Below are 20,980 nucleotides of genomic sequence, written 5' to 3'. Positions count from 1 at the left end.
CTACCGACCTGACGCCTGTTATCAATGGCGACTTTGATCTCTTTCACTTCCCCGGTCAGAACGTGCCGCTGCCAAATTGGGTACGACGCGGGACAACAGCCGACCTGCAGCCAGGGCGGTCGCGAAGTCGGGCTCTACCGGGCTTCGACGGCGGCGAACACGCGGCAGGCGTCCCGTTTTGCGATCAAAAGGGCATCGTCCGCTTCGGATATCAGACCGGCCAACGAGATGTCGGCGACACCCGCGACGGCCGAGCCGATGCTGACGCCGACCGAGATGACGTGACCCTTCGCGCTATATGGTGCCGAGATGGCTCGGTTTAGCGCGTCGGCGAAGACCTCGGCGTCGTTGTGATTTCGAACGCGGTTCTGAACGACAACGAACTCGTCGCCACCCGTTCGAGCCGCCACGTTACCGGGACCGATCGACCGACGGATCCGACCCGCGATCTGCCGCAGCAGCTCATCGCCCGCCGGGTGGCCATAGCGGTCATTGACGGGTTTGAACCGGTTGAGATCTAGGCAATGGACGGCAAGCTTTGTGTCCTCGTCGCTCGCACGCATTAACCGGTCGAACCCCTCCCGTAACCCCAGGCGGTTCGCGAGCCCGGTCAAAGGATCGTGTCGAGCGACGCTCGCCAGGTCGTTACGCTCATCGATCTGGCGCCGCAGACCATTATAGCCACTCCATACACTCTCGAGGCCGCCGAGCATGAAGAGGGTGCAGGTCACAGCGAGCAGGTAATGCCCGAGATCGCCCCGCATCGCCGCCGCCACGACCACCGGAGCAACCGTCAAAACAAGTGAAATCGTGCAGGTCCGTGGCCGCACCAATCCGCGCACGACGATGCCGGAACTGTGTCCGAACAACAAGGCGGTCGCGAGCAGCTGCGGCAGAGGTGAAGGATTGCTAAAGTTCAATGCGGTCAAGCTGCCGACCGCCACGGAGAAGACCCAGCCGCAATAAGCGTGCCTGCGCTCCCACCACCGTGCTTGTGCAACGGTCAGGGCTGGCTGCGATCGCGATTTAAAACGAAGTAAGAGAAGCAATTTATAGATCGCGGCGGCTGCTCCGGAGACCGCGATAGCCATCAGCCAACCCCTGCTCGAGGCGTCCGATTGCGAAAATGAAAACGCCGCCACGGAGACGAACACGAAGGTGATGATGATCGTCGGCCACAACACGAGGTACAACGCCGAGATGAGTTCGATACGAACGTCATCGGGCTCGAACCCGGGGCTGGAACGAGCGACCATGAGCCTTGCTTGCACCCTAGGTCTTTACAAAGCATGAAGTTAAAAGCGCGAGTCGCCGTGGCTAAAGATAAAGACCGGGTTTCGGTCTCAGCGCGATCAAAGTCGGCTAGCGGACGACTGACAATTAGCAGCGTTCTGGCAACGGCGAGCCGATTTTGCCGTCATAAAACTCCAAGACCAAACGGAGATTCAGCCGGCCACGGTCGCGCATCGGTTATGGCGCGAGCGGTGCCGTCTCGGCCACGCGTCGGTCGGCGCGTGCCGCCCATAGGCACGCCCCGAGAATAATCGCGGCACCGGCCCAGACCTGCAGCCGCACCGCTTCGCCGAACAACAGCCAGCCAAGCAGCGCCGCCCATGGCAGCGCGGTGAACTCGAGGATACCGAGGACCTGGACTTCGACCTTGGCATAGGCGCGCGCCAGCAGCTGAATACCGACGTTGCCAAACACGCCCGCTGCAACAAACCACGGCCAGCTCGCGACGACGGGAACGGCGTGACCGACCGCGAACGGGCTGAGCAGGATCATCGGGATGACGGTGCCGCTCAGCGTCAAACGCGTCGACCCGTCAGCGGCGGCGCGGGCACGCATCGCGATCGCAGACAGGGCATAGGTGACGGAAGCGGCGAGGACGGCGGCCAGCGCCGGCAGCCGGTCGCCGGCGAACGAGGGTGCTCCCTGGACCGTGATGGCGACGCCGACAAAGCCGAGCAGCCCCGCGCCGAGGACCGGCCCCTTCATCCGCTCGCCGAGAAGCACATGCGCCATTGGCGGGATCATCAGCGGCGCAGTGAACGAGAGCGTGATCGCCTCCGCCAGCGGCAGAGTGTGGATCGCAAAGAAGAACAGCGTCGCCGTCAACGCGATCAGGATGCCGCGCACGACATGGGCACGCACCATCCCGGTCGTGAAGTGCGGCGCACCCTGACGCCACCAGACCAACGTCGCGATCGCCGCGCCGGTGACATAGCGGCCGAAGGTGACGAAGAATATCGGGTAGTCGAACGTCAGGTGCTTGATCGACGCGTCGAGCGCGCACAGAGCGCCGATGCCCGCGGCTGCCTGGAGATACGGGAGGATAGGCCGGGACATCGGGGTCGGTTATCGCTAGCGCGCGCTCGACGCCAGCCCGGCGCACTGCGCGCCGGTCAACCCCGACCCGGCTGTCGCCCTACTATTTTCCCAGTCGCACCTTGGCACCGACGTAGAGAAACCGGCCGACCGCCGAGACCGGCTGGTTGATCGAATTGCCCGGGTCGGGCTGCTGGTCGGTCAGGTTGAGCGCGCCGAGATAGAACGAGACACCGCTCGGCAGATCATAGCCGACCTGGACGTCGTGCTGCCACGCCTCGCGGTAGCGCAATTGCCCCGGTGCGGCGTAGAGCGGGTCGTTGTCGGTCGTCAGCTTGTCGATGGTTCGCGTGCCGTCGACCCAGCGCAGATTATACGTCAGCGTCACCCCGCCACGCGTCCAGCTCGGCGAGAAGTTGAAGTTCCACTTCGGCGCGCCGGGTTGATCGACACTGTCGGTCGGTGCCGCGCCGGGCGTGCCGATAAAGTCGAGGCGCCGGAGATAGCCGCCGATGAAGCGCAGGTCGAACGTCCCGGCCGACGTCGTGCGGAGGACATAGTCGATGTTGACGTCGGCGCCCGCGGTGCGGAACTGCGCGACGTTCTGCGGCTGGACGGTATAGCCATTGATGATGCCGGTCACCTGCGCGCGGCTGATCGCCCGGCAGAACTGGTTGTCGATCGACGGCTGGTCGACGCACAAAGTCGCGAGCGACGACGGCGACGGGGTGTTGATCGCGTCCTTCAGCGTGATGTCGTAATAGTCGATCGACGCCGTCAGCCCGGGGATGAAGCGCGGGCGCACGACGACGCCGGCGGTCCATGTCGTCGCCGCCTCGGCGCGGAGGGTCGCGTTGCCCGACCGAACGCCGACGATGTTGCTCGGGGTCTGCAGCGCCGGCGACACCGTCGCCCCGACCGCACGCAGCACGGCGGCGCAGTTAGCGGCGCGGAACGACGTGCCGTTGCCGATCTCGGCCGGCGAGCACGGGTCGACGAAGAAGTTCGAGTCACCGGTGACCGGCTGGAACAGCTCGCCGATGTTCGGCGCGCGGACCGCCTTGCCGTACGACCCGCGGAAGCTGATGTCGCGGATCGGCGCATAGACGCCGTTGACCTGCCACGTGTGCGTGTCGCCGATCGTCGAATAGCTCGAGAAGCGATAGGCGGCGCCGACCGACAGCGTGTCGGCGAAGCGGCTGCCCGACAGGATCGGCGCATTCAATTCGCCAAAGGCTTCCTTAACGTCGAACTTGCCTCCCGATGGCACGACGAGGGTCGGCTCGGTAAAGGAGACGAAGCGGTTCGCCTGGAGGTTGTCGCTCGGGCGGAAGCTGCTCGTCTCGCGCCGGTATTCGCCGCCGAACGAGAATTGGACCGGGCCGCCGGGCAGCGCGAAGAATGCGCCGAAATCGCCGCTGACCGAGGCGTTGGCGACCGACTGGGTGATGCGGGCAAAGCTCGTGTCATCGACCTGGAAGAAGCCGAGCGCCTGACGGCTGATCGGCCCGGGGCCGAACAGGCTGACGGGAACGCAGCCGGGATTGCCGCCCGTCAGATTCGAGCGGCAGACCGGTGCACCGTTGCTGCCGGTGACAACGTCGAGCGCCTGCGCGTAGGGGATGGCGAGGTCGTCATTCAACTTGGTGATGGCGACGTCGGTCCGACCGTATTCGACATACGCGTCGTACGTCGCATGCTCGCTCAGTCGGCCCGAGGCGTCGAGGACGCCGCGGTACGTCCGCCGCAGGTCGCTCTCGCCGTGGCGGCCGTAGTCGATATTATCGCGCGTGACGCTGACCTGGTTCTGCCCGGCGGCGAGTGCGGCATCGCGGATCGCCGCCGGCACGAACGGATTGTCGAGGCCGATCGCCGTGCCGTAGGTGCCGATATAATAGTCTGACGTCGTCGCCCGCGTCTGCGCGAACTTACCCTCGACCGACAGCTTGAGCGCATCGGAGACATCGTAATGGCCGAGCAGGTTGACGTCGTTGCGGACGATCCGCGGCGCGAGATCGCCCGAATAGAAGCCTGCGACCGGCGTGTCGTCGCCGCCGGTCGAATAATAAGCGGCGGGGGTGCCGTGGCGGTACGGCTGGCCGAGGCCGTTGAAGTCGGCGATGCCGTCGCCGCTGACGTCGACCGCGCCGATTGGGGATTCGCCCGGATAGCGCAGATCGCCGACGAGGATGTTGTGAAACGCTTTCGGGTCGGTCGCCGCAGCGTCGTTCGGGATCAGATAGACCCGGTTGGCGCCGGTCAGATATTTGCGCTGGTCGTTCTCGAGCCTGTCGTCGGCGTTATATTCATAAGCGAGGGTAAGGTTGCCGCGACCACCGCCGAAATTGTGCCCCACCGCGACCGAGGCGAAGCGGTTGCCCGCGTCACCCTTGTCCGAAATGCCGAACTGGCTGCGCGCCGCGAGTCCGTCGAAGTCGCGCTTGAGGATGAAGTTGACGACGCCCGAAACGCCGTCGGCGCCATAGACTGCCGACGCGCCGCCGGTCAGCACGTCGACGCGCTCGATCAGGTCGGTCGGGATGCTGTTGACGTCGACCGCGGCGCTGTTCTGCTCGCCGGCGACGTGCCGCCGTCCGTTGACGAGGACGAGGGTCCGGCTGACCCCGAGGTTGCGCAGGTTAAGCTCGTTCAGCCCGGCCGCGCCGAACGGATTGCTGTAGACCGCATTGCCGCCCGAGGTCTGGGTGAAGTCGCGCGAGCCGGTCAACGCTGGGATGCGTTCGAGGAAGGTCGTGATGTTGACGTTGCCAGACTGCTCGATCGCGGCGGCGTTGAACGAAGTGATCGGGTTCGGCGCGGCGAACTGCGAACGTGCGATGCGTGAGCCGGTGACGACGATGTCGGCGGCCTGCGGCTCGGCGGGGGCAGCGTCGGCGACCGGGGCGGCTTCGGCGACTGACGTCGCTACAATCACCGGCGCGGTTTGCGCCCTCGTCGTGAACGGCAGGGCGAGGGTTACCCCGGCCAATAGATAGTGACGTACCAAGATTATCATCCCGTTGCTTTATTGGTTTGCTGCAATCGACCTCGTGGTTGCAGTCAACATTCACTAATGTCGCACGCCTGCGCTCAGTGTCTGTTGACGAGTGTTTCCGCGACGACTGATGCGAATAGGACACGCAGCGACCGATCGGCGCGCCGTGCCATGACTGCTTGTCAGCAACAAACGAGAGCCTAGGATTCCCGAAGGACAGGGAAATGTGAAGGGTAAAGCGGCGAGCGACGGCATGATCACACGCAGGCGCGCGCTGACGCTCGCGAGCAGCGCGGCACTGTCTGCTTGCGCGCCGCGGGACAGCAACCGCGTGACGTGGTGGGCGATGGGAACGACCGGCGAGAACGCGCCGATCCTGCTGCCGCCGTTCACCCGCACGACCGGGATCGACGTCGATCTCCAGGCAGTGCCGTGGACGGGCGCGCACGAGAAATTGCTGACCGGTTTCGCGGGCGGCTCGCTGCCCGACGTGATGATGCTCAACACCGGCTGGCTGCCCGAGCTCAATCTGCTCGGCGCGCTTACAGCCCCGCCACCGGCGCTGCTGACCGGCCATCTGCCCGGCGCGAATGCGGCGGTAACGATCGCCGGGCGCGCCTACGCGGTGCCGTGGACTGCCGACAGCTGGGTTCAATTCTATCGGCGCGACCTGATCGCCGAGGTCGACTACCCGGCGCCGCCGCTCGACTGGGCCGAGTGGACGCGGATGGCGCAGGCGATCGTCCGCCGCCATCCCGACCGCTTTGCGACGCTGCATCTGCTCGACTGGCCCGAGCCGCTGTTCGCTTATGCCGCGCAAACCGGCGAGCCGTTTCTCCGCGACCGCGCCGGACGCGGTAATTTCCGCAGCCCCGGCTTCCGCGCCGCGCTCGCCTTCTACAAACAGGTGTTCGACCTCAAGCTGTCACCGCGCGTGACCGGGGCCGAGGCGGGCGACACCTATATCGGGCTGCGGCGCGGCTGGTTTGCGATCCTGCCGTCGGACGCGGTGTTCCTCGGCGATGCCCGCCGCCCCGAACACCGCATCGTGCCGGGCTCGTGGGGCGCGGCGGCGACGCCGGGGCCGCGCGGCGCGGGGGCGGCGATGGCGCGCGGCACCTGCCTCGCGGTCAGTCGGACCGCGCGTGACCCCGCCGCGGCGTGGCGACTCGTCGCCTTCCTTACCGGCGCCGACCTCCAGCGGCAGATATTCGGAATCACCGGCGACCTCCCGACGCGGTCGCGGGCGTGGACAATGCTGCCGCCCGACCCCGTGACCCGGCTGTTCGCAACGCAAATTGCCGACAGTGTGGCGCCGCCGGCGGTACCCGAATGGGAGCGGATCACTAGCGAGGTCCAGCAGGTCGCCGAAGCTATGGTGCGCGGCAGGTTAGGCGTCGACGCCGCCGCCGCCGAGATGGACGCGCGGGTCGACCGCATCCTCGCCAAGCGGCGCTGGCTGCTTGACCGGGGGCGGATTACATGACGCGGCGCAGGTCGAGCGAAGCACGCGCCGGGCTGGCTTTTACCATCCCGGTGCTGTTTGCCACACTGGCGTTTCTCGTCGTGCCGACCGTCGCCGGGCTGCTGCTCAGCCTGACCGACTTCGACATCTACGCGCTCGCAGATCTCGCCAATTTGCGGCTCGTCGGCAGCGGCAACTACCTCGCGCTCGCGCACGACCCGCGGTTCTGGCACGCGGTGTGGAACACGTTGATCTTCACCGGGATTGGCGTTCCAGCCGCGATCGGAGCGTCGCTTGTCACCGCCTTGCTACTCGACTCGGCGACGGTCGGGTGGAAGCCGGTCTGGCGGCTGCTGCTGTTCGCGCCGTACGTGACGACGCTCGTAGCGACCGCATTGGTCTGGCGCTACGTCCTCGACACGCGCTCAGGGCTTCTCAATGCCGCGCTCGGCGTCGTCGGGATTGCACCGGTCGACTGGCTCGGCGACCCGAAGACGAGCATCCCGGCAACGCTGATCTTCATCGTGTGGAAGGCGTTCGGCTACAACATGCTCGTCTTCACCGCGGCGCTGGCAACGGTGTCGACCGACCTGCGCGAGGCGGCGCGGCTCGACGGCGCCGGGCCCGTCGCGCGTTTCCGTCACGTGACGCTCCCCGCGATTGGCCCTGCGCTCGTCCTCGCCAGCGTGCTTAGCGTCGCCAATTTCCTCCAGGTCTTCGCCGAGCCCTACGTCATGACGCACGGCGGCCCGGCACAAAGCACGATGACAATCCTGTATTTCATGTTCGATGAGGGTTTCACCTGGTGGAACCTCGGCACTGCATCGGCGGTCGCGGTGATCCTCTTCGTGGCGATTCTTGGGATAACTGCGGTGCAGGCACGCCTCGCACGGCGGCTCGAATGGCTGTGAGAACCGGAGGCAGAATTCGGACGATCGTGCTGGCCCTGCTGTCGCTCGCGACCGCCGCGCCGCTGATCTGGATGATCGGCGTCTCGCTGATGCCGAAGGGCGCAGCCTCAGCGTTCCCACCCCCGCTGTGGCCGGGCCACCCGACGCTGGCCAACTACCGCGAGCTGCTGTTCCCGCACATCGATGCGTCAGGCGGCGCGACGAGCTACCGGATCGTGCCGGCGATCGTAAACAGCACGTTGCTCGCGACGCTCGCGACGGTCATCGGGCTCGGGCTGACGCTACCCGCCGGTTACGCCTTCGCCAAGCTGCGCTTCACCGGCCGCGCACGACTGCTTCAAGCGATGCTCGCGCTCGCGGTGATCCCGACGCAGGTGACGCTGCTGCCACTCTTCCTGATGCTCAAGGCCGCCGGGCTGATCAACACCTACGCCGGGGTCCTCGTCCCCGGGCTAGCCGGAATCTATGGCGTGCTGTTCGTCCGCCAGGCGGCGCTCGCGATCCCGGACGAGATGCTCGATGCGGCGCGACTCGACGGCGCGAGCGAATGGCACATCCTCACCCGGATCGTCGCGCCGCTGCTGCGCCCGGTGGTGGTGACGCTCGCGCTGTTCACCTTTCTCGCCAGCTGGAGCGACTTCCTGTGGCCGCTCATCGCGATCACCGACCAGCGGCTCTATACGCTCCCCGTCGCGCTCGCCGCGATCAGCCGCGAACATGGGCAGGACGTCGAGCTGATGATGGCGGGCGCGGTGGTGACGACGCTGCCGGTTCTGATCCTGTTCGTCGCGCTCCAGCGGTCGTACTTCAGCGGTGTCCTCGGCGGGGGCATCAAGGGCTGATCCGCGCGAAAGCACGACCGTCCTCGGCAAACAGACGCGCGTCAGCGGGGTCGACGGAAAAGTACAGCCGTTCGCCGAGCGTCACGTGGCGATCGCTCGGCAGCTGCGCAACAAGCGCGGTCCCGTTCGCGAGCGGCGAAGCAAGATGCGCGAACGACAACGGCCCGAGCCGCTCGAACAGCTCGACTGCGCCGCCGAAGCCACCGGCGGGGTCGGCCTGTAAATGCTCGGGGCGAACGCCGAGCGTGACGGACGCTCCAATGGCGTTGGCAGGCACTAGCGCGGCGACGTGGCATGAGACGCCACCATCCAGCACCACTCGCGCGCCGCTGGCGTCGATCGCGGTGATCGTTCCCGGCAGCAGGTTCATCGCCGGCGAGCCGATCGCCGCCGCGACGCCGATCGTCGCCGGCGCATGATAAAGGTCGAGCGGCGCGCCGACCTGCTCGACGCGTCCGTGCGCCATGACGACGATGCGGTTGGCGAGCGTCATCGCCTCGACCTGGTCGTGGGTGACGTAGATCATCGTCGTCCCAAGCCGCTGGTGGAGCCGCGCGAACTCGTGGCGCATCCGCACCCGCAGGCCGGCGTCGAGGTTCGACAGCGGCTCGTCGAGGAGGAGGACACCGGGGTCGCGAACGATCGCCCGGCCGATCGAGACCCGCTGGCGCTGTCCGCCCGACAGCGCGCGCGGCCGCCGCCCGAGCAACGGCCCGAGTTCGAGCACTTCGGCGACGGCGGCGACGCGCGCGGCGATCTCGGCGGCGGGGCGTCGCGCCATCTGCAACGGGAAGGCGATATTCTCCCCCGCGGTCAAATGCGGGTAGAGCGCATACGACTGGAAGACCATCGCGAGCCCGCGCTCGGCAGGCGCGAGGCCGGTGACGTCGCGCCCGGCGATCTCGACGCGGCCGGCATCGGGCCGTTCGAGCCCGGCGATCAGGCGGAGAAGGGTCGACTTACCGCAGCCCGACGGGCCGATGATGACGACGAATTCGCCGTCCGCGATCGCCAGATCGGTCGGCTGGAGGGCGGGCATCGCCTCGAAGAATTTCGCGAGGCCTACGACTTCGACACTGCTCATCGACCCCACGCTAACTGACCGCCTTGATTGGTCAATGCGAGCGTTTGTCCCGGAGCAGTTGTTCGACGGGCCGGCATTGGCCGAGATTTCGCGAAGAGTCGCGCGTCCTACTCGCGGAACTCTGCCAGCTCGGGAATCCGCGTGAAGGCGATTTTTGGCCCCGAGCTTCGCGATGCCCCTGCGCTGTCGTGCCCGACCGTCACCGCATCGCGGCCGAAGCGGGTGTTCATGCGATCGATGGCGGCGCTGAGCGCGAGGCGGCGGGCTTCGGTTTCGGGGGTCACCGCCGGGCCCGCGTCGAACAGCGCAAGCTGGGTCTCGGCGGCAGTAGTCAATTCAAGGAAGGTCACCGACACTTGGCGGTAGCGCTGCTCGGCAAGCTCGGCACGCATCCGCAGCCACAGGCCGTCGAGTACCGCCAGCAGGGTGAAGCTATCGTGCGCTGCGACGAGTTTCTGGCCGTGCGACCAGCGAAGCCCCGGCGTGCGCGATCCGTCGCCGCCGACGGCCTCGCCCTTTTCACCCTTCACGGTCAGCACGACGAAGCCCGTCCGGCATTCCATCCGCCGCAGCCGCGTTGCCGCCTTCATTAACAGCCGCCGCGCAACGAGCCGGGCGCGGTCGGGGTGGCGCTTGTCCGGGCCGAGGACGTGGCTGTGGCCGATCGTCCGGCGCTGGGTCTCGCGCTCGGGAAGATCGACGCCTTTGAGCAGCCAGTGGAGCCGCTCGCCCCAAACGTTGCCCCACACCGACCGCGCCTCGCGCGGGTCGAGGTCGAGGATGCGCGCCATCGTCACGACGCCCGCCGCCGCAAGGCGCTTCTCCATGTTCTTGCCGACGCCCGGAATGTCGTTGGGCCTGAGCGCACGGAGCCGCGCGTCGAGACATTCGGCATCGAGGACGGTTAGCCCATCGGGCTTCTCCATGTCGGCGGCCATCTTCGCCAGCAGGCGGTTTGGCGCGACGCCGATCGACGATTTGAGCTCAGTGCCGACGTTGGCGGCGATCCCTGCCTTGATCCGGCGGGCGAGATCGCCGACCGCCGCGCGGCCGCTCTCGTTATCGCACAGGCGGCAGGCGACCTCGTCGATCGAGCAGACCGCGGTAACGGGGACGTGGCGCTCTACCTCAGCGACGATGCGGTGATGGAAGCGGACATATTCTTCGTGGCGCGCGGGAACGACGACCAAGTCGCGACACTTCGCCTTGGCCTCCCAGATCGGCGTACCGGTATTGATGCCAAACGCCTTTGCCTCGTAGCTCGCGGCGATCGCGCTGGTGGAGTCGGTATGAACGGGGGCGACGGCGATCGGCCGCCCGCGCAACGCCGGGTCGAGCTGTTGCTCGACACTCGCGAAATAGCTGTTGAGGTCGAGGTATAGCCAACGAAGGGGGAGCGACTCGGGCATCGCTCCCCCATAGCAAAATTAGAACATTTCGTGAACGCTAGAACACCGTCCGCACATTCTCGTCGCGCGACCAGATCCGGCCCTTCGACGCAGTCGCGACGAAGCCGTTGGCATCGCCCGCGGTCATCGCAACGATCCCCGCGTCGGGCATAACGCCTGCCATGTCGAGCAGCGGCTGCGCCTCGGCACTGTGGCCGATGACCTTGAGGTGCGAGAACGCAGTGTGGACCCATGCCACAGCCGCTGCTTCGCCGAGCAATGCTGTGACGCCGTCATCCGACACCGCAAGCGCGACTGCGTCGAACAGGACGGACGGGCCACCGGCAAGTTGGTGCTTGGCGGCCAGCTTGGTGCCGTCGCTCAGGGTCGCACCGCCGACCTTGGGGGCCACGATCTCGACCTTCGCCTTCGCCGCCGTCGCCGCATCAACGATCGCGGTTATCAGCTTGGCGTCGGCCCCGTCGGTCACCAGGACGCCGATCTTGCGACCCTCGAAAGTTGCCTTGGCATTGGCAAGGATGCTCAACGCGGGCGACTTCGGAAGGTCGGTCCGTGTCGGCATCGCCTGCGGAATTGCGACGATCGGCTCGTCATGTCCCAGCCCGGCAGCAACGCGCTCGCCAAGTTCCGGGAGGATATTGGCGAGATGGCCGAGCATCGCAGCACGGACAACATCGGCCTCGACCTTGCTGAGTTCGAAGATCAATGCGGCCACGATATGGTCCTGCTCGGGACCCGTTTGGCTGTCGAAGAACTGCCGCGCCTGGCTGTAGTGGTCGTTGAACGTCGCCGAACGGGCGCGAACCTTGGGCGCATCGATCTGTTCGCGGAACGCCTGCGTCCCGGTCGGAACCTCGCGTGGGCCCTTGGGCGCGAGCAAGCTCGGCGTATAGGTCACGCGCTCGGGCTGGAGCGAGGTCTGCATGTGACCGTCGCGCTGCATGTTGGCGAACGGACATTTCGGCGCATTGATCGGCAACTGGGTGAAGTTCGGCGACCCGAGGCGCTTCAACTGCGTGTCGAGATACGAGAAGTTGCGCCCCTGCAGCAGGGGATCGTTCGAGAAGTCGATGCCGGGAACGACGTTCTGGGTGCAGAACGCGACCTGCTCGGTCTCCGAGAAGACGTTGGTCGGGTTGCGATTGAGCACCATCCGCCCGATCACGCGAAGCGGGACAATCTCCTCCGGGATCAGCTTCGACGAATCGAGGTGATCGAAGTCGAAGCCGGCGGCGTCCTCCTCGGTGAACAACTGGACCGCGAGGTCCCACGCCGGGAAGTCGCCAGCCTCGATCGCGTTATACAGGTCGCGGCGATGGAAATCGGCATCGGCGCCGTTGATCTTGACCGCTTCGTCCCACACCACCGACTGTGAGCCGAGCGTCGGCCGCCAGTGCCACTTGACGAAGGTCGACTTGCCCGCAGCGTCGACGAGACGGAAGGTGTGGATGCCGAAGCCTTCCATCATCCGCACTGACCGCGGGATCGTCCGGTCGGACATCTGCCACATCACCATATTCATCGCCTCGGGCGAGCAGGCGATGAAGTCCCAGAAGGTGTCGTGCGCCGATGCCGCCTGTGGGAAGCCGCGATCCGGCTCCTCCTTGACCGCGTGAATCAGGTCGGGGAACTTTATTGCGTCTTGAATGAAGAACACCGGAATATTGTTGCCGACGAGGTCCCAATTGCCCTGCTGGGTATAGAACTTCACCGCAAAGCCACGGACGTCGCGCGCGAGGTCGGCCGAGCCGCGGTTGCCGGCGACAGTCGAGAAGCGGACAAATACGGGGATTTCCACGCCTGTCTCCGAAAGCACTGGAGCGCTGGTAAAGTCACCGAGGCTGTCGCTGAGAGTGAAGACGCCGTGCGCCGCAAGCCCACGGGCGTGGACGACGCGCTCGGGGATACGCTCATGGTCGAAATGGAAGATTTTCTCGCGGAGGACGAAATCCTCGAGCATCGTGCCGCCGCGCGGTCCGGCCTTGAGCGAATTGAAGTCGTCGGAAATCGCGATGCCGTTGTTTGTCGTCATCACTTCGCCATCGGCGGCAGCAGGTTGGTGAAGTTCGCCGCCTTCGCCCGGCACAAGGCCGGCGTCGGCAAATGCGACGCCAGCAGCATGGGCGCCGGCCAGCGGATCCGTGTGTACCTTCGCCGACGAATCTTTCGTCGTCGCGTGCTTGCTCATCGTCGCCATGTCCATGTCTCCCGGGGGTCGGAAGACTTAATAGCCAGCGGCTCGCGGCGTTCCCTCGACGAAAGGCATAGGGGCGAAACGACAGTGCCGCGCTCAGTCGATCGCGAACGGCCTAGTGCCCGTTGATTTCGAACTCGGCGTCGAGTTTGGCGGCGTCGACCATATGGCGGCGGCAGCTGCGCGCCGCCATCTTGGTCTGCAGATCGGTAATCCCAACCCCGGCCCCGTTCCCGCATTTCTGGTCAGCTCGGGCGTTGGCGTGGCGGATTGCCGCAAGCATTCTCGAATCGTTCGCCATATCGACAGGGGCGGCGGGCGGAGTGGCCACTGCTGGCGGAGCAGGGGGCGCGGCAGGCGCGGGTTCGGCCTGAATGGCCAGAGCCGCTACCGGGGAGAGCGCTGCTACCGCAGCCAGGACGAGCGCAAGCTTGGTCATTCAGGTTCCCGATAGTCGCGCAACCGGACGATCCGGGTCGCATTCACTGATTATGCACGAGTTGTGCTGCACCGCAATATCGCCGGACGCGTAACAAACCCCTGTTTTATTCGCCGCAGCTTTGCGTAAGATCGGCGGCGATGACCGCCCCCTACCACCCCGCGCCTGCTGCTTCACCCGCTGGGTCCGCTGCAATTAGTGGCGAATGGTTGTCAAAAATTTCCGAGGATTTGCTATGTCACTGAACGGGCAAGTCGCCGAACCGCCTGGCATCGTCGCAGTCGACGCCGGGGCGATCGCGGGCCGGCAACTCCGTTATTACGACTTCGCGATGGCCGCGTTCGTCGTCATCTTGATCTGCTCTAACCTGATCGGCGCGGGCAAGCCGGCGATGGTCACGCTGCCGGTCTTCGGCGTCGTCCATTTCGGCGCGGGCATCCTGTTCTTTCCGCTCAGCTATGTGCTCGGCGACATCCTCGCCGAGGTCTACGGCTTCGCCCGAGCCCGGCGCTGCGTCTGGGCCGGGTTCGGCGCGTCGTTGTTCGCCGCGGGCATGAGCTGGGTCGTCGTCGCGCTGCCCCCAGCAACTGACTGGAGCGGGCAAGCGGCGCTCGCGACCGTATTCGGGCAGGTGCCCCGGATCTTCCTCGCCTCGATTATCGCCTTCTGGGCGGGCGAGATCGTCAACGCCGCTGTGCTGTCGCGGATGAAGGTGTGGACCGGCGGGCGCTGGCTGTGGACGCGGACGATCGGCTCGACCGTTGCCGGGCAAGGCGTCGACAGCCTCATCTTCTACCCGCTCGCCTTCCTCGGCGTGTGGGAAACGAGCCTCGTGATCGAGGTGCTGATCACCAACTATCTGCTCAAGGTCGGCTGGGAGGTGATCTTGACCCCGGTCACCTACCGCATCGTCGCCGCCTTCAAGGCGGCCGAGGGGATTGACGTGTTCGACCGCGGCACCGACTTCACGCCGTTCACGACGAAGGTCTGACGCGCGCGGGGCGGACGATCGCCACGCCGCGCAACATTCCTAGGCAAGCGCCGCCATCAGTCCCTCGAACAGCCGCCGCCCGTCGGTGCCGCCTTGCGCGGCGTCGATCAGCCGTTCGGGGTGGGGCATCATGCCAAGCACATTGCCGGCATCGTTGACGATCCCGGCGATGTCGCGCGCGCTACCGTTGACCGGTTCGGCGTAGCGGAACACGACGCGGCCCTCACCTTCGAGCCGGTCGAGCGTCGCATCGTCGGCGGCGTAATTGCCGTCGTGGTGCGCGACGGGGATGCGGATTGTCTCGCCCGAGTCGTAGCGCGCGCTGAACGCGGTCTGGCTGTTCGCTACCGACAGCGCGACGTCGCGGCAGACGAAGTCGAGGCCGGCGTTACGCATCAACGCGCCCGGCAGCAGTCCGGTCTCGGTCAGGACCTGGAAGCCGTTGCACACACCGAGGATCGCGCGCCCGTCGTTCGCCGCTGCGACAACCGCCGCCATGATCGGCGACCGCGCCGCCATCGCGCCTGAGCGAAGATAGTCGCCGTAGCTGAACCCGCCGGGCATTGCGATCAAGTCGAGACCGTCGGGGAGTTCAGTGTCGCGGTGCCAGACCATTGCCGGGGCGGTGCCGGTGATCTCGTGGAGCGCGACGGCGAGGTCGCGGTCACAGTTCGATCCGGGAAAGACGATGACGGCGGTCTTCATCGGGCAACCCTCGGCGACGACGCCATCACGCGAGCTCGATCCGATAATTCTCGATCACCGGGTTGGCAAGCAGCGCCTTGCACATTGCCTCGACATCGGCGGACGTCGTGCCGTCGGCGAGGTCGAGTTCGATCAGCTTGCCCTGCCGCACTTCGCCGACCCCGGCAAAACCAAGGCCGCTCAGGGCGTTGCCGATCGCGCGTCCCTGTGGATCGAGGACGCCGGACTTCAGGGTAACGATGACACGAGCTTTCATGGGCTGCGGTCTAGTCGCGGACGCGCTATCGGGCAAGTAAGACCCGATTCGCGGTTTGGGACCGGGACAGGAGGCGAGAATGCACGACCGAACGATGGCCGCTGAACGCAGCAAGGTGCCCGAGGTCACGCTGATCTTCTGGCTGTGCAAGATCATCGCCACGACGCTCGGGGAGACCGGCGGCGATTCGCTCTCGATGTCGGCAAACCTCGGCTATCTCGTCTCGACGGGCATCTTTGCGGCGATCTTCGCGGTCGCGGTCGCGTTGCAGATTCGCGCGACGCGGTTTCATCCGTGGCTGTACTGGGCGACGATCATCGCGACGACGACGGTCGGGACGACGCTCGCCGATTTTGCCGACCGCTCGCTCGGCATTGGTTATTCGGGCGGGTCGAGCCTGCTCCTCGCGCTGCTGCTCGCGTCGCTGTTCATCTGGTACCGGACGACCGGGACGATCGCGGTCGCGAGCGTCGCCACCCCGCGCGCTGAAGTCTTCTACTGGGTGACGATCATGTTCTCGCAGACGCTCGGCACCGCGCTCGGGGATTGGACCGCCGATACCGCCGGGTTCGGCTATACCGGCGCAGCGCTCATCTTCGGCGGAATGCTCGCGGTGATCGCAGCGGCGTACTTCTGGACATCGATCTCGCGCACCGGCTTGTTCTGGGCGGCATTCGTTCTGACCCGTCCGCTCGGCGCGGTCGTCGGCGACTTCCTCGACAAGCCGATCGCGAAGGGCGGGCTCAACCTCGACCGCTACGCGGCGAGCGGGCTGCTGCTCGTCGCACTGATCATCCTTATCGCCGTCGTCCGCCAGCGCCCCGCAACGCGGAGCCACTGACGTGGCGCGGGGTTTACTTGCCCCGCGCCTTGCGGTGTTCGTCGAGATCGAGGACGGTCGACACCGCGCCGTCGGGGAGCAGGCCAAGCCGCCGTGCGACCTCGGTGTACGCCTCGACTTCGCCGCCGAGATCGAGGCGAAAGCGGTCCTTGTCCATCTTGTCGTTGGTCTTCATGTCCCACAGGCGGCAGCCGTCGGGACTGATCTCGTCTGCTAGAATGATGCGGCTGAATTCGTTGTCGAACAGCCGGCCAAATTCGAGCTTGAAGTCGACCAGCCGGATGCCGACGCCGGCGAACAGTCCCGCCATGAAGTCGTTAATGCGGATCGCCATGTCGGCAATGTCGTGCATCTCGTCCTGGCTCGCCCAGCCGAACGCCGAGATATGCTCGTCGGTGATCAGCGGATCGCCGAGCGCATCGTCCTTGTAATAATATTCGAGGATCGTCCGCGGCAATGCTGTGCCTTCCTCGAGCCCAAAGCGCTTGGCGAGGCTCCCAGCGACGACGTTGCGGACGACAACCTCGATCGGCACGATCTCGACCTGGCGGACGAGCTGCTCGCGCATGTTCAACCGGCGGATGAAGTGGGTCGGGATGCCGATCGTCGCGAGCATCGTGAACAGATGTTCGGAAATGCGGTTGTTGAGGACGCCCTTGCCGCTGATCGTGCCCTTCTTCTGGGCATTGAACGCGGTCGCATCGTCCTTGAAATATTGGATGATCGTACCTGGCTCGGGACCCTCATACAGGATCTTGGCCTTGCCTTCGTAGATCTGGCGGCGGCGGGACATGGGCGTCGTCCTCCTCGGTCGTCTTCCGGACACGCGCGCCGCTGCCCGCATCCGTGGAAAGAAAGCGCCCCGGCGCGGGCGGGGTCGCGCGCGGCCGGGGCTGAATAAGCGATATAGCGCGGCGGGGGGGCGCTGACAATGACGCGGGCGCGTTCACGGCGGCGGAATGAGCGATCCTTTTCGCCGCGCATCGCGCCGAGCGCGAAGTTTGCCGGCCAGCCAAAGCAGCAGCCCTGCGGGCACGAGCCACGGCACGACGGCCACCACCACCGTCAACAGCAGGGCGAGACTCGTCGAAATCGTCTGGCCGGCCTCCGCCACCGCAGTCGCTAGCGGACGCGCGGTCGAGCCGAGCGGCTGCGTCGAGCGATAATCGATGCTGAGCTTCGAGAAACTGACGCGCTGCTGGAGCTCGCTCAATTCGGCGGTCGCGGTGTCGAGCTGCTGCTGGGTCTCGCTCAGCGCTTTCTCCACCGCTAGCAGGTCCGACAGCCGTCCCTCGCGGTGTTCGAGCAACGTCTGCAGCCTGTCGCGCAGGGTCCGCTTCGCCTTGAGCGCGGCGTCGGCGTCGATCAGCTCGCGCGTAATATCTTCGCCCGTGACGCTGCTGGTAAGCATCGTCCCGCCGGCATCGCCGGTCGTCGCAGCGAGTCGCGCTTCGAATGATTTCACCTCGTCCGGAACGATGCGCAGGTCGAGATGCGCCTCGGCGGCATCACCTTCGCCGCCGCTGCGCGATGCATTGATCAGCTGGCATCGCGACGGACCCAGTGCCTCGCACGCAGTCCGATGCGCGCGCTGCACTTCGTCGATGCGACGCGCGGGAAGTTCGAAACCCAGGCTGTAGCTGTAAGCGATAAACGCAGCACCGTCGTGATGCGCCGATGGCGGCTGCCCGGGCCCGGATCGTGACGGCGCCGCACTCTTCACGCCAGCTGGGGCGACAGAAATTTGCGGTGTCGGCGCGCCAGTATCGCCCTTGCGGCCGCACGCGGCGACGGTCAGCCCAAGGAGCAACGCTACCCGCAGCTTCGCCATCGCCGTTCCCCCACGATTGAACCTTGGCCTGCGCGACCCTATACACAGGATGACATCGTTCCAAGGATCCCCATGACGACATTCGACGAGCGCGAAGCGGGCTTCGAGGCCAAATTCACCCACGACGCCGACGTCGAGTTCCGCATCACTGCGCGCGCAAACAAGCTGCTCGGGATGTGGACGGCGGGCAAGCTCGGGATGACACCCGAAGCCAGCGAAGATTACGCCCGCGCCGTCGTCCACGCCGAGTTCGAGAAGAGCGGCCACGAAGGTGTGTTCGACAAGATCGTCACCGACCTGAAGGTCCGCGATCTCGGGGTTACTGACGAAGATGTCCGCGCGGCGATGGCGGCAGCGCAGGCCGAAGCCCGCCACCAGATCATGGACGTTGCCTGATGGGTATGGCAGCCGCCGACATCGAGGCTGCGATCGTTGCCGCGCTACCCGACGCGCAGGTAACGATCACCGATCTTGCCGGCGACGGCGACCATTATAGCGCGCGCGTCGTCTCCGGTGCGTTCGCTGGCATGCCTCGCGTCCGCCAGCACCAGCTCGTCTACAATGCCCTCGGCGGCAGGATGGGCGGCGAGTTGCATGCTCTCCAGTTGACCACAGCGCTTCCCGTTCAGGAGACCACACCATGACCGATATCAATGCGAAGATCGGTGCGCTCGTCGGCGGCACCGACGTCGTGCTGTTCATGAAGGGGACGCCGCTGTTCCCGCAGTGCGGCTTCTCGTCGACCGCGATCCAGATCCTCGAGCGCCTCGGCGTCGATTACGAGACCGTCGACGTCCTCGCAGACCCCGAGGTCCGCTCGGGCATCAAGGCGTATAGCGACTGGCCGACGGTGCCGCAGTTGTACGTCAAGGGCGAGTTCGTCGGCGGCTCCGACATCATGATGGAGATGTTCCAGTCAGGCGAACTCGAGACGATGGTGACCGAAAAGGGCGTCGCGCGCGCTGCTTGAGCGTGCCGATGACAGTGTTGGATCTGCGCTTGCGCCGCATTGGCGTCCGCGCATGAATTATCAGATCTCGATTACCGGATTGTGGCGGGAGACCTTCGCCGCAGCCACCACGGGAATGCAACTATACCTGCCGATCGCGGCGGCGTTCGTCCTGCTGCCCGGCGTCGCGATCGAGCTGTTTGGCCCGGCGCTGCCGAAAACTCCCGCCGAGCTGACGCCCAACCTCGTTTTCAGCGCGCTTGTGTTGCCGTCGCTGATCGCGATCGTAGCGCAGGCGGCGATCGTTAGGTTGGCGATCGACAAGGCGAGCGGGATCGACCGGTCGGTCGGTGAGGCGCTGCTCGTCGCCTTGCGGCTATGGCCGCTGCTTGTCGTCGCGCTGCTGCTCGCGGCAGTGCCGATCGGCGCGGGGCTGCTGCTGTTCATCGTCCCCGGCCTTTACATGGCGGGTCGGCTGACGCTGGCGATGCCGCTCGTCATCGACGGCGTCGTGGCCCCGATCGCTGCGGTCCGGCGAAGCTGGGAGCTGACCGAGGGCAACGGCTGGCGGATCATCGCCTTCACAATCATGTGGGCGGCGTGGTTCCTCGCGCTGTCGGCAATCGCCGCGATCATCGGCGGCGGCGTGGCGACGGCGCTGAACGGGCTCGGTGCGGGCGCCGCGGGAGCGGTAATCTCGAGCGTAATCGGCGGAGTCGTCGGCGCGCTGTTCACGGTGTTCAACGCGGTCGGTATAGCGCTGATCTACCTGCGGTTGCGGCGCTAATCTTAGATCCTCCCCGCCTTAGGGGAGGATCAGCAGTCGATTAATCCCATCGCGCCAGCGGCGGCAGGCTCATCAGGATCGCTTCGACGTTGCCGCCGGTCTTCAGCCCGAAGGTCGTGCCGCGGTCGTAGACGAGGTTGAATTCGGCATACAGGCCGCGGTAGCGCAGCTGGACGATGCGCTCGGCGTCGGTGAACGGGTCGTGCATGTGCCGCCGGACGATTTCCGGGTACACACCGAGCAGGGTCCGCCCGACGTCCTGGGTGAAGGCGAAATTCGCGGCAAAAGCACCTTCGAGATGGTCGTAGAAGATGCCCCCGACGCCGCGATGGCGGTTGCGGTGGGGTACGAAGAAATACTCGTCGCACCAGCGGTCGAAACGGCTGTAGTAATCGCTGCCGTGGCGGTCGCACGCTGCCTTGAACGCCGTCTTGAAATCGGCGGTGTCGGCGGCGACCGGGAGTGCAGGATTTAGGTCGGCTCCCCCGCCGAACCAGCGCTTGGTCGTGACGAGGAAGCGCGTGTTCATGTGTACCGCGGGGACGTGCGGGTTCGCCATGTGTGCGACGAGGCTGATCCCGGTGGCGAAAAAGCGCGGGTCGGCATCGGCGCCGTTGATGGACTTGGCAAATTCGGGCGCGAACTCGCCGAACACCGTCGAGGTGTTGACCCCGACCTTCTCGAACACCCGGCCCTTCATCACCGACATGACGCCGCCGCCGCCGGGGGCTCCGGTCGAGTCGGGGCGGTCCCATGCGGTTCGCTCGAAGCGTCCGGCGGGGGCATCGCCGTCGCCTTCGTCCTCGAGGGTTTCGAAGGCGGCGCAGAGCTGGTCGCGGAGGCTTTGGAACCACGTCTGCGCGGCAAGCTGTTCGGCGTCGAGGGTGTATTCGGTCACGGGCGCTCCGTCGCTGGTGCCGACGGGACTATCCTAAGCGCCGTCCTCGCGAAAG

21 protein-coding genes are annotated in these 20,980 nt (G+C 66.0%); 9 read left to right on the top strand and 12 right to left on the bottom strand.

Annotated features, from left to right (window positions below):
• Positions 1-134: 134 nt before the first annotated feature.
• From KTC28_RS08390 to KTC28_RS08380, 3 genes are all read right to left on the bottom strand, one after another.
• A complete protein-coding gene (locus tag KTC28_RS08390) occupies positions 135-1,256 on the bottom strand; it encodes a GGDEF domain-containing protein (protein ID WP_216708484.1) in 1,122 nt (373 codons plus the stop codon).
• Between the two features lie 214 nt (positions 1,257-1,470).
• Positions 1,471-2,349 (bottom strand): DMT family transporter, encoded by an 879-nt coding sequence (locus KTC28_RS08385; protein WP_216708483.1) that lies wholly within the window; start codon positions 2,347-2,349, stop codon positions 1,471-1,473.
• Between the two features lie 82 nt (positions 2,350-2,431).
• Complete coding sequence (locus tag KTC28_RS08380; RefSeq protein WP_216708482.1) at positions 2,432-5,344, bottom strand: TonB-dependent receptor domain-containing protein; 2,913 nt, start codon at positions 5,342-5,344, stop codon at positions 2,432-2,434.
• 232 nt (positions 5,345-5,576) lie between these two features.
• Here KTC28_RS08380 and KTC28_RS08375 point away from each other — a divergent pair, with 232 nt between their 5' ends.
• The 3 genes from KTC28_RS08375 to KTC28_RS08365 are packed head-to-tail and all read left to right on the top strand — an operon-like array spanning position 5,577 to position 8,541.
• Positions 5,577-6,809 carry an extracellular solute-binding protein gene (locus KTC28_RS08375; protein WP_216708481.1) on the top strand — a complete coding sequence of 411 codons (1,233 nt, stop codon included), beginning with the start codon at positions 5,577-5,579 and terminating at the stop codon, positions 6,807-6,809.
• Positions 6,806-7,699 (top strand): carbohydrate ABC transporter permease, encoded by an 894-nt coding sequence (locus tag KTC28_RS08370; protein ID WP_216708480.1) that lies wholly within the window; start codon positions 6,806-6,808, stop codon positions 7,697-7,699. The genes KTC28_RS08375 and KTC28_RS08370 overlap by 4 nt, the downstream gene beginning before the upstream one ends.
• Positions 7,690-8,541, top strand: a complete 852-nt coding sequence (locus KTC28_RS08365; protein WP_216708479.1) for a carbohydrate ABC transporter permease — start codon at positions 7,690-7,692, stop codon at positions 8,539-8,541. The genes KTC28_RS08370 and KTC28_RS08365 overlap by 10 nt, the downstream gene beginning before the upstream one ends.
• On the opposite strand, the gene KTC28_RS08360 is transcribed toward KTC28_RS08365, so the two are convergent.
• From KTC28_RS08360 to KTC28_RS08345, 4 genes are all read right to left on the bottom strand, one after another.
• Positions 8,531-9,625: an ABC transporter ATP-binding protein gene (locus tag KTC28_RS08360; protein ID WP_216708478.1), complete on the bottom strand. Its 1,095-nt coding sequence runs from the start codon at positions 9,623-9,625 to the stop codon at positions 8,531-8,533. The two genes, KTC28_RS08365 and KTC28_RS08360, sit on opposite strands and share 11 nt — an antisense overlap.
• Before the next feature lie 107 nt (positions 9,626-9,732).
• Entirely contained in the window at positions 9,733-11,034 is a 1,302-nt protein-coding gene (locus tag KTC28_RS08355) for a Y-family DNA polymerase (protein ID WP_216708477.1), read from the bottom strand.
• 37 nt (positions 11,035-11,071) lie between these two features.
• Positions 11,072-13,222 (bottom strand): catalase, encoded by a 2,151-nt coding sequence (locus KTC28_RS08350; protein WP_216708869.1) that lies wholly within the window; start codon positions 13,220-13,222, stop codon positions 11,072-11,074.
• Between the two features lie 121 nt (positions 13,223-13,343).
• Positions 13,344-13,667 (bottom strand): hypothetical protein, encoded by a 324-nt coding sequence (locus tag KTC28_RS08345; protein ID WP_216708476.1) that lies wholly within the window; start codon positions 13,665-13,667, stop codon positions 13,344-13,346.
• 235 nt (positions 13,668-13,902) lie between these two features.
• On the opposite strand from KTC28_RS08345, the gene KTC28_RS08340 reads away from it, so the two are divergent.
• Entirely contained in the window at positions 13,903-14,658 is a 756-nt protein-coding gene (locus KTC28_RS08340) for a queuosine precursor transporter (protein WP_216708475.1), read from the top strand.
• A gap of 39 nt (positions 14,659-14,697) precedes the next feature.
• Here KTC28_RS08340 and purQ read toward each other — a convergent pair whose 3' ends face one another.
• The gene (gene purQ, locus KTC28_RS08335) at positions 14,698-15,363 is read right to left on the bottom strand and encodes a phosphoribosylformylglycinamidine synthase subunit PurQ (RefSeq protein ID WP_216708474.1); all 666 of its coding nucleotides are present in this window, start codon (positions 15,361-15,363) and stop codon (positions 14,698-14,700) included.
• 25 nt (positions 15,364-15,388) lie between these two features.
• Entirely contained in the window at positions 15,389-15,619 is a 231-nt protein-coding gene (gene purS, locus KTC28_RS08330) for a phosphoribosylformylglycinamidine synthase subunit PurS (RefSeq protein WP_216708473.1), read from the bottom strand.
• Positions 15,620-15,698: 79 nt separating this feature from the next.
• Here purS and KTC28_RS08325 point away from each other — a divergent pair, with 79 nt between their 5' ends.
• Positions 15,699-16,460 (top strand): COG4705 family protein, encoded by a 762-nt coding sequence (locus tag KTC28_RS08325; protein ID WP_216708472.1) that lies wholly within the window; start codon positions 15,699-15,701, stop codon positions 16,458-16,460.
• Between the two features lie 13 nt (positions 16,461-16,473).
• On the opposite strand, the gene purC is transcribed toward KTC28_RS08325, so the two are convergent.
• Together purC and KTC28_RS08315 are read right to left on the bottom strand one after the other, a co-directional pair.
• Positions 16,474-17,253: a phosphoribosylaminoimidazolesuccinocarboxamide synthase gene (purC, locus tag KTC28_RS08320; protein ID WP_216708471.1), complete on the bottom strand. Its 780-nt coding sequence runs from the start codon at positions 17,251-17,253 to the stop codon at positions 16,474-16,476.
• Between the two features lie 153 nt (positions 17,254-17,406).
• Positions 17,407-18,291, bottom strand: a complete 885-nt coding sequence (locus KTC28_RS08315; protein ID WP_216708470.1) for a DUF4349 domain-containing protein — start codon at positions 18,289-18,291, stop codon at positions 17,407-17,409.
• A 72-nt stretch (positions 18,292-18,363) separates the two neighbouring features.
• On the opposite strand from KTC28_RS08315, the gene KTC28_RS08310 reads away from it, so the two are divergent.
• The 4 genes from KTC28_RS08310 to KTC28_RS08295 are packed head-to-tail and all read left to right on the top strand — an operon-like array spanning position 18,364 to position 20,027.
• Positions 18,364-18,687, top strand: a complete 324-nt coding sequence (locus KTC28_RS08310) for a DUF1476 domain-containing protein (RefSeq protein WP_216708469.1) — start codon at positions 18,364-18,366, stop codon at positions 18,685-18,687.
• On the top strand, positions 18,687-18,935 hold the full coding sequence (locus KTC28_RS08305; RefSeq protein WP_216708468.1) for a BolA family protein: 249 nt from the start codon (positions 18,687-18,689) through the stop codon (positions 18,933-18,935). Before KTC28_RS08310 ends, KTC28_RS08305 begins: the two co-directional genes overlap by 1 nt.
• A complete protein-coding gene (gene grxD / locus KTC28_RS08300; protein ID WP_216708467.1) occupies positions 18,932-19,261 on the top strand; it encodes a Grx4 family monothiol glutaredoxin in 330 nt (109 codons plus the stop codon). The genes KTC28_RS08305 and grxD overlap by 4 nt, the downstream gene beginning before the upstream one ends.
• 52 nt (positions 19,262-19,313) lie before the next feature.
• Entirely contained in the window at positions 19,314-20,027 is a 714-nt protein-coding gene (locus tag KTC28_RS08295; RefSeq protein WP_216708466.1) for a glycerophosphoryl diester phosphodiesterase membrane domain-containing protein, read from the top strand.
• Positions 20,028-20,067: 40 nt separating this feature from the next.
• Here the strand turns inward: KTC28_RS08295 and hemF are convergent, their stop codons facing one another.
• On the bottom strand, positions 20,068-20,925 hold the full coding sequence (gene hemF / locus KTC28_RS08290; RefSeq protein ID WP_216708465.1) for an oxygen-dependent coproporphyrinogen oxidase: 858 nt from the start codon (positions 20,923-20,925) through the stop codon (positions 20,068-20,070).
• Positions 20,926-20,980: the final 55 nt, after the last annotated feature.

The sequence above is a fragment of the Polymorphobacter megasporae genome (genome assembly GCF_018982885.2).
Taxonomy (GTDB): domain Bacteria; phylum Pseudomonadota; class Alphaproteobacteria; order Sphingomonadales; family Sphingomonadaceae; genus Polymorphobacter_B; species Polymorphobacter_B megasporae.
The sequence above is the reverse complement of the archived record's forward strand: the minus strand, read 5'-3'. Positions and strand labels throughout refer to the sequence as shown.

Coding starts and splice junctions, on each gene's coding strand:
- KTC28_RS08390 (WP_216708484.1), bottom strand. CDS start 1,256: ATGGTCGCTCGTTCCAGCCCCGGGTTCGAGCCCGATGACGTTCGTATC.
- KTC28_RS08385 (WP_216708483.1), bottom strand. CDS start 2,349: ATGTCCCGGCCTATCCTCCCGTATCTCCAGGCAGCCGCGGGCATCGGC.
- KTC28_RS08380 (WP_216708482.1), bottom strand. CDS start 5,344: ATGATAATCTTGGTACGTCACTATCTATTGGCCGGGGTAACCCTCGCC.
- KTC28_RS08375 (WP_216708481.1), top strand. CDS start 5,577: ATGATCACACGCAGGCGCGCGCTGACGCTCGCGAGCAGCGCGGCACTG.
- KTC28_RS08370 (WP_216708480.1), top strand. CDS start 6,806: ATGACGCGGCGCAGGTCGAGCGAAGCACGCGCCGGGCTGGCTTTTACC.
- KTC28_RS08365 (WP_216708479.1), top strand. CDS start 7,690: ATGGCTGTGAGAACCGGAGGCAGAATTCGGACGATCGTGCTGGCCCTG.
- KTC28_RS08360 (WP_216708478.1), bottom strand. CDS start 9,625: ATGAGCAGTGTCGAAGTCGTAGGCCTCGCGAAATTCTTCGAGGCGATG.
- KTC28_RS08355 (WP_216708477.1), bottom strand. CDS start 11,034: ATGCCCGAGTCGCTCCCCCTTCGTTGGCTATACCTCGACCTCAACAGC.
- KTC28_RS08350 (WP_216708869.1), bottom strand. CDS start 13,222: ATGAGCAAGCACGCGACGACGAAAGATTCGTCGGCGAAGGTACACACG.
- KTC28_RS08345 (WP_216708476.1), bottom strand. CDS start 13,667: ATGACCAAGCTTGCGCTCGTCCTGGCTGCGGTAGCAGCGCTCTCCCCG.
- KTC28_RS08340 (WP_216708475.1), top strand. CDS start 13,903: ATGTCACTGAACGGGCAAGTCGCCGAACCGCCTGGCATCGTCGCAGTC.
- purQ (WP_216708474.1), bottom strand. CDS start 15,363: ATGAAGACCGCCGTCATCGTCTTTCCCGGATCGAACTGTGACCGCGAC.
- purS (WP_216708473.1), bottom strand. CDS start 15,619: ATGAAAGCTCGTGTCATCGTTACCCTGAAGTCCGGCGTCCTCGATCCA.
- KTC28_RS08325 (WP_216708472.1), top strand. CDS start 15,699: ATGCACGACCGAACGATGGCCGCTGAACGCAGCAAGGTGCCCGAGGTC.
- purC (WP_216708471.1), bottom strand. CDS start 17,253: ATGTCCCGCCGCCGCCAGATCTACGAAGGCAAGGCCAAGATCCTGTAT.
- KTC28_RS08315 (WP_216708470.1), bottom strand. CDS start 18,291: ATGGCGAAGCTGCGGGTAGCGTTGCTCCTTGGGCTGACCGTCGCCGCG.
- KTC28_RS08310 (WP_216708469.1), top strand. CDS start 18,364: ATGACGACATTCGACGAGCGCGAAGCGGGCTTCGAGGCCAAATTCACC.
- KTC28_RS08305 (WP_216708468.1), top strand. CDS start 18,687: ATGGGTATGGCAGCCGCCGACATCGAGGCTGCGATCGTTGCCGCGCTA.
- grxD (WP_216708467.1), top strand. CDS start 18,932: ATGACCGATATCAATGCGAAGATCGGTGCGCTCGTCGGCGGCACCGAC.
- KTC28_RS08295 (WP_216708466.1), top strand. CDS start 19,314: ATGAATTATCAGATCTCGATTACCGGATTGTGGCGGGAGACCTTCGCC.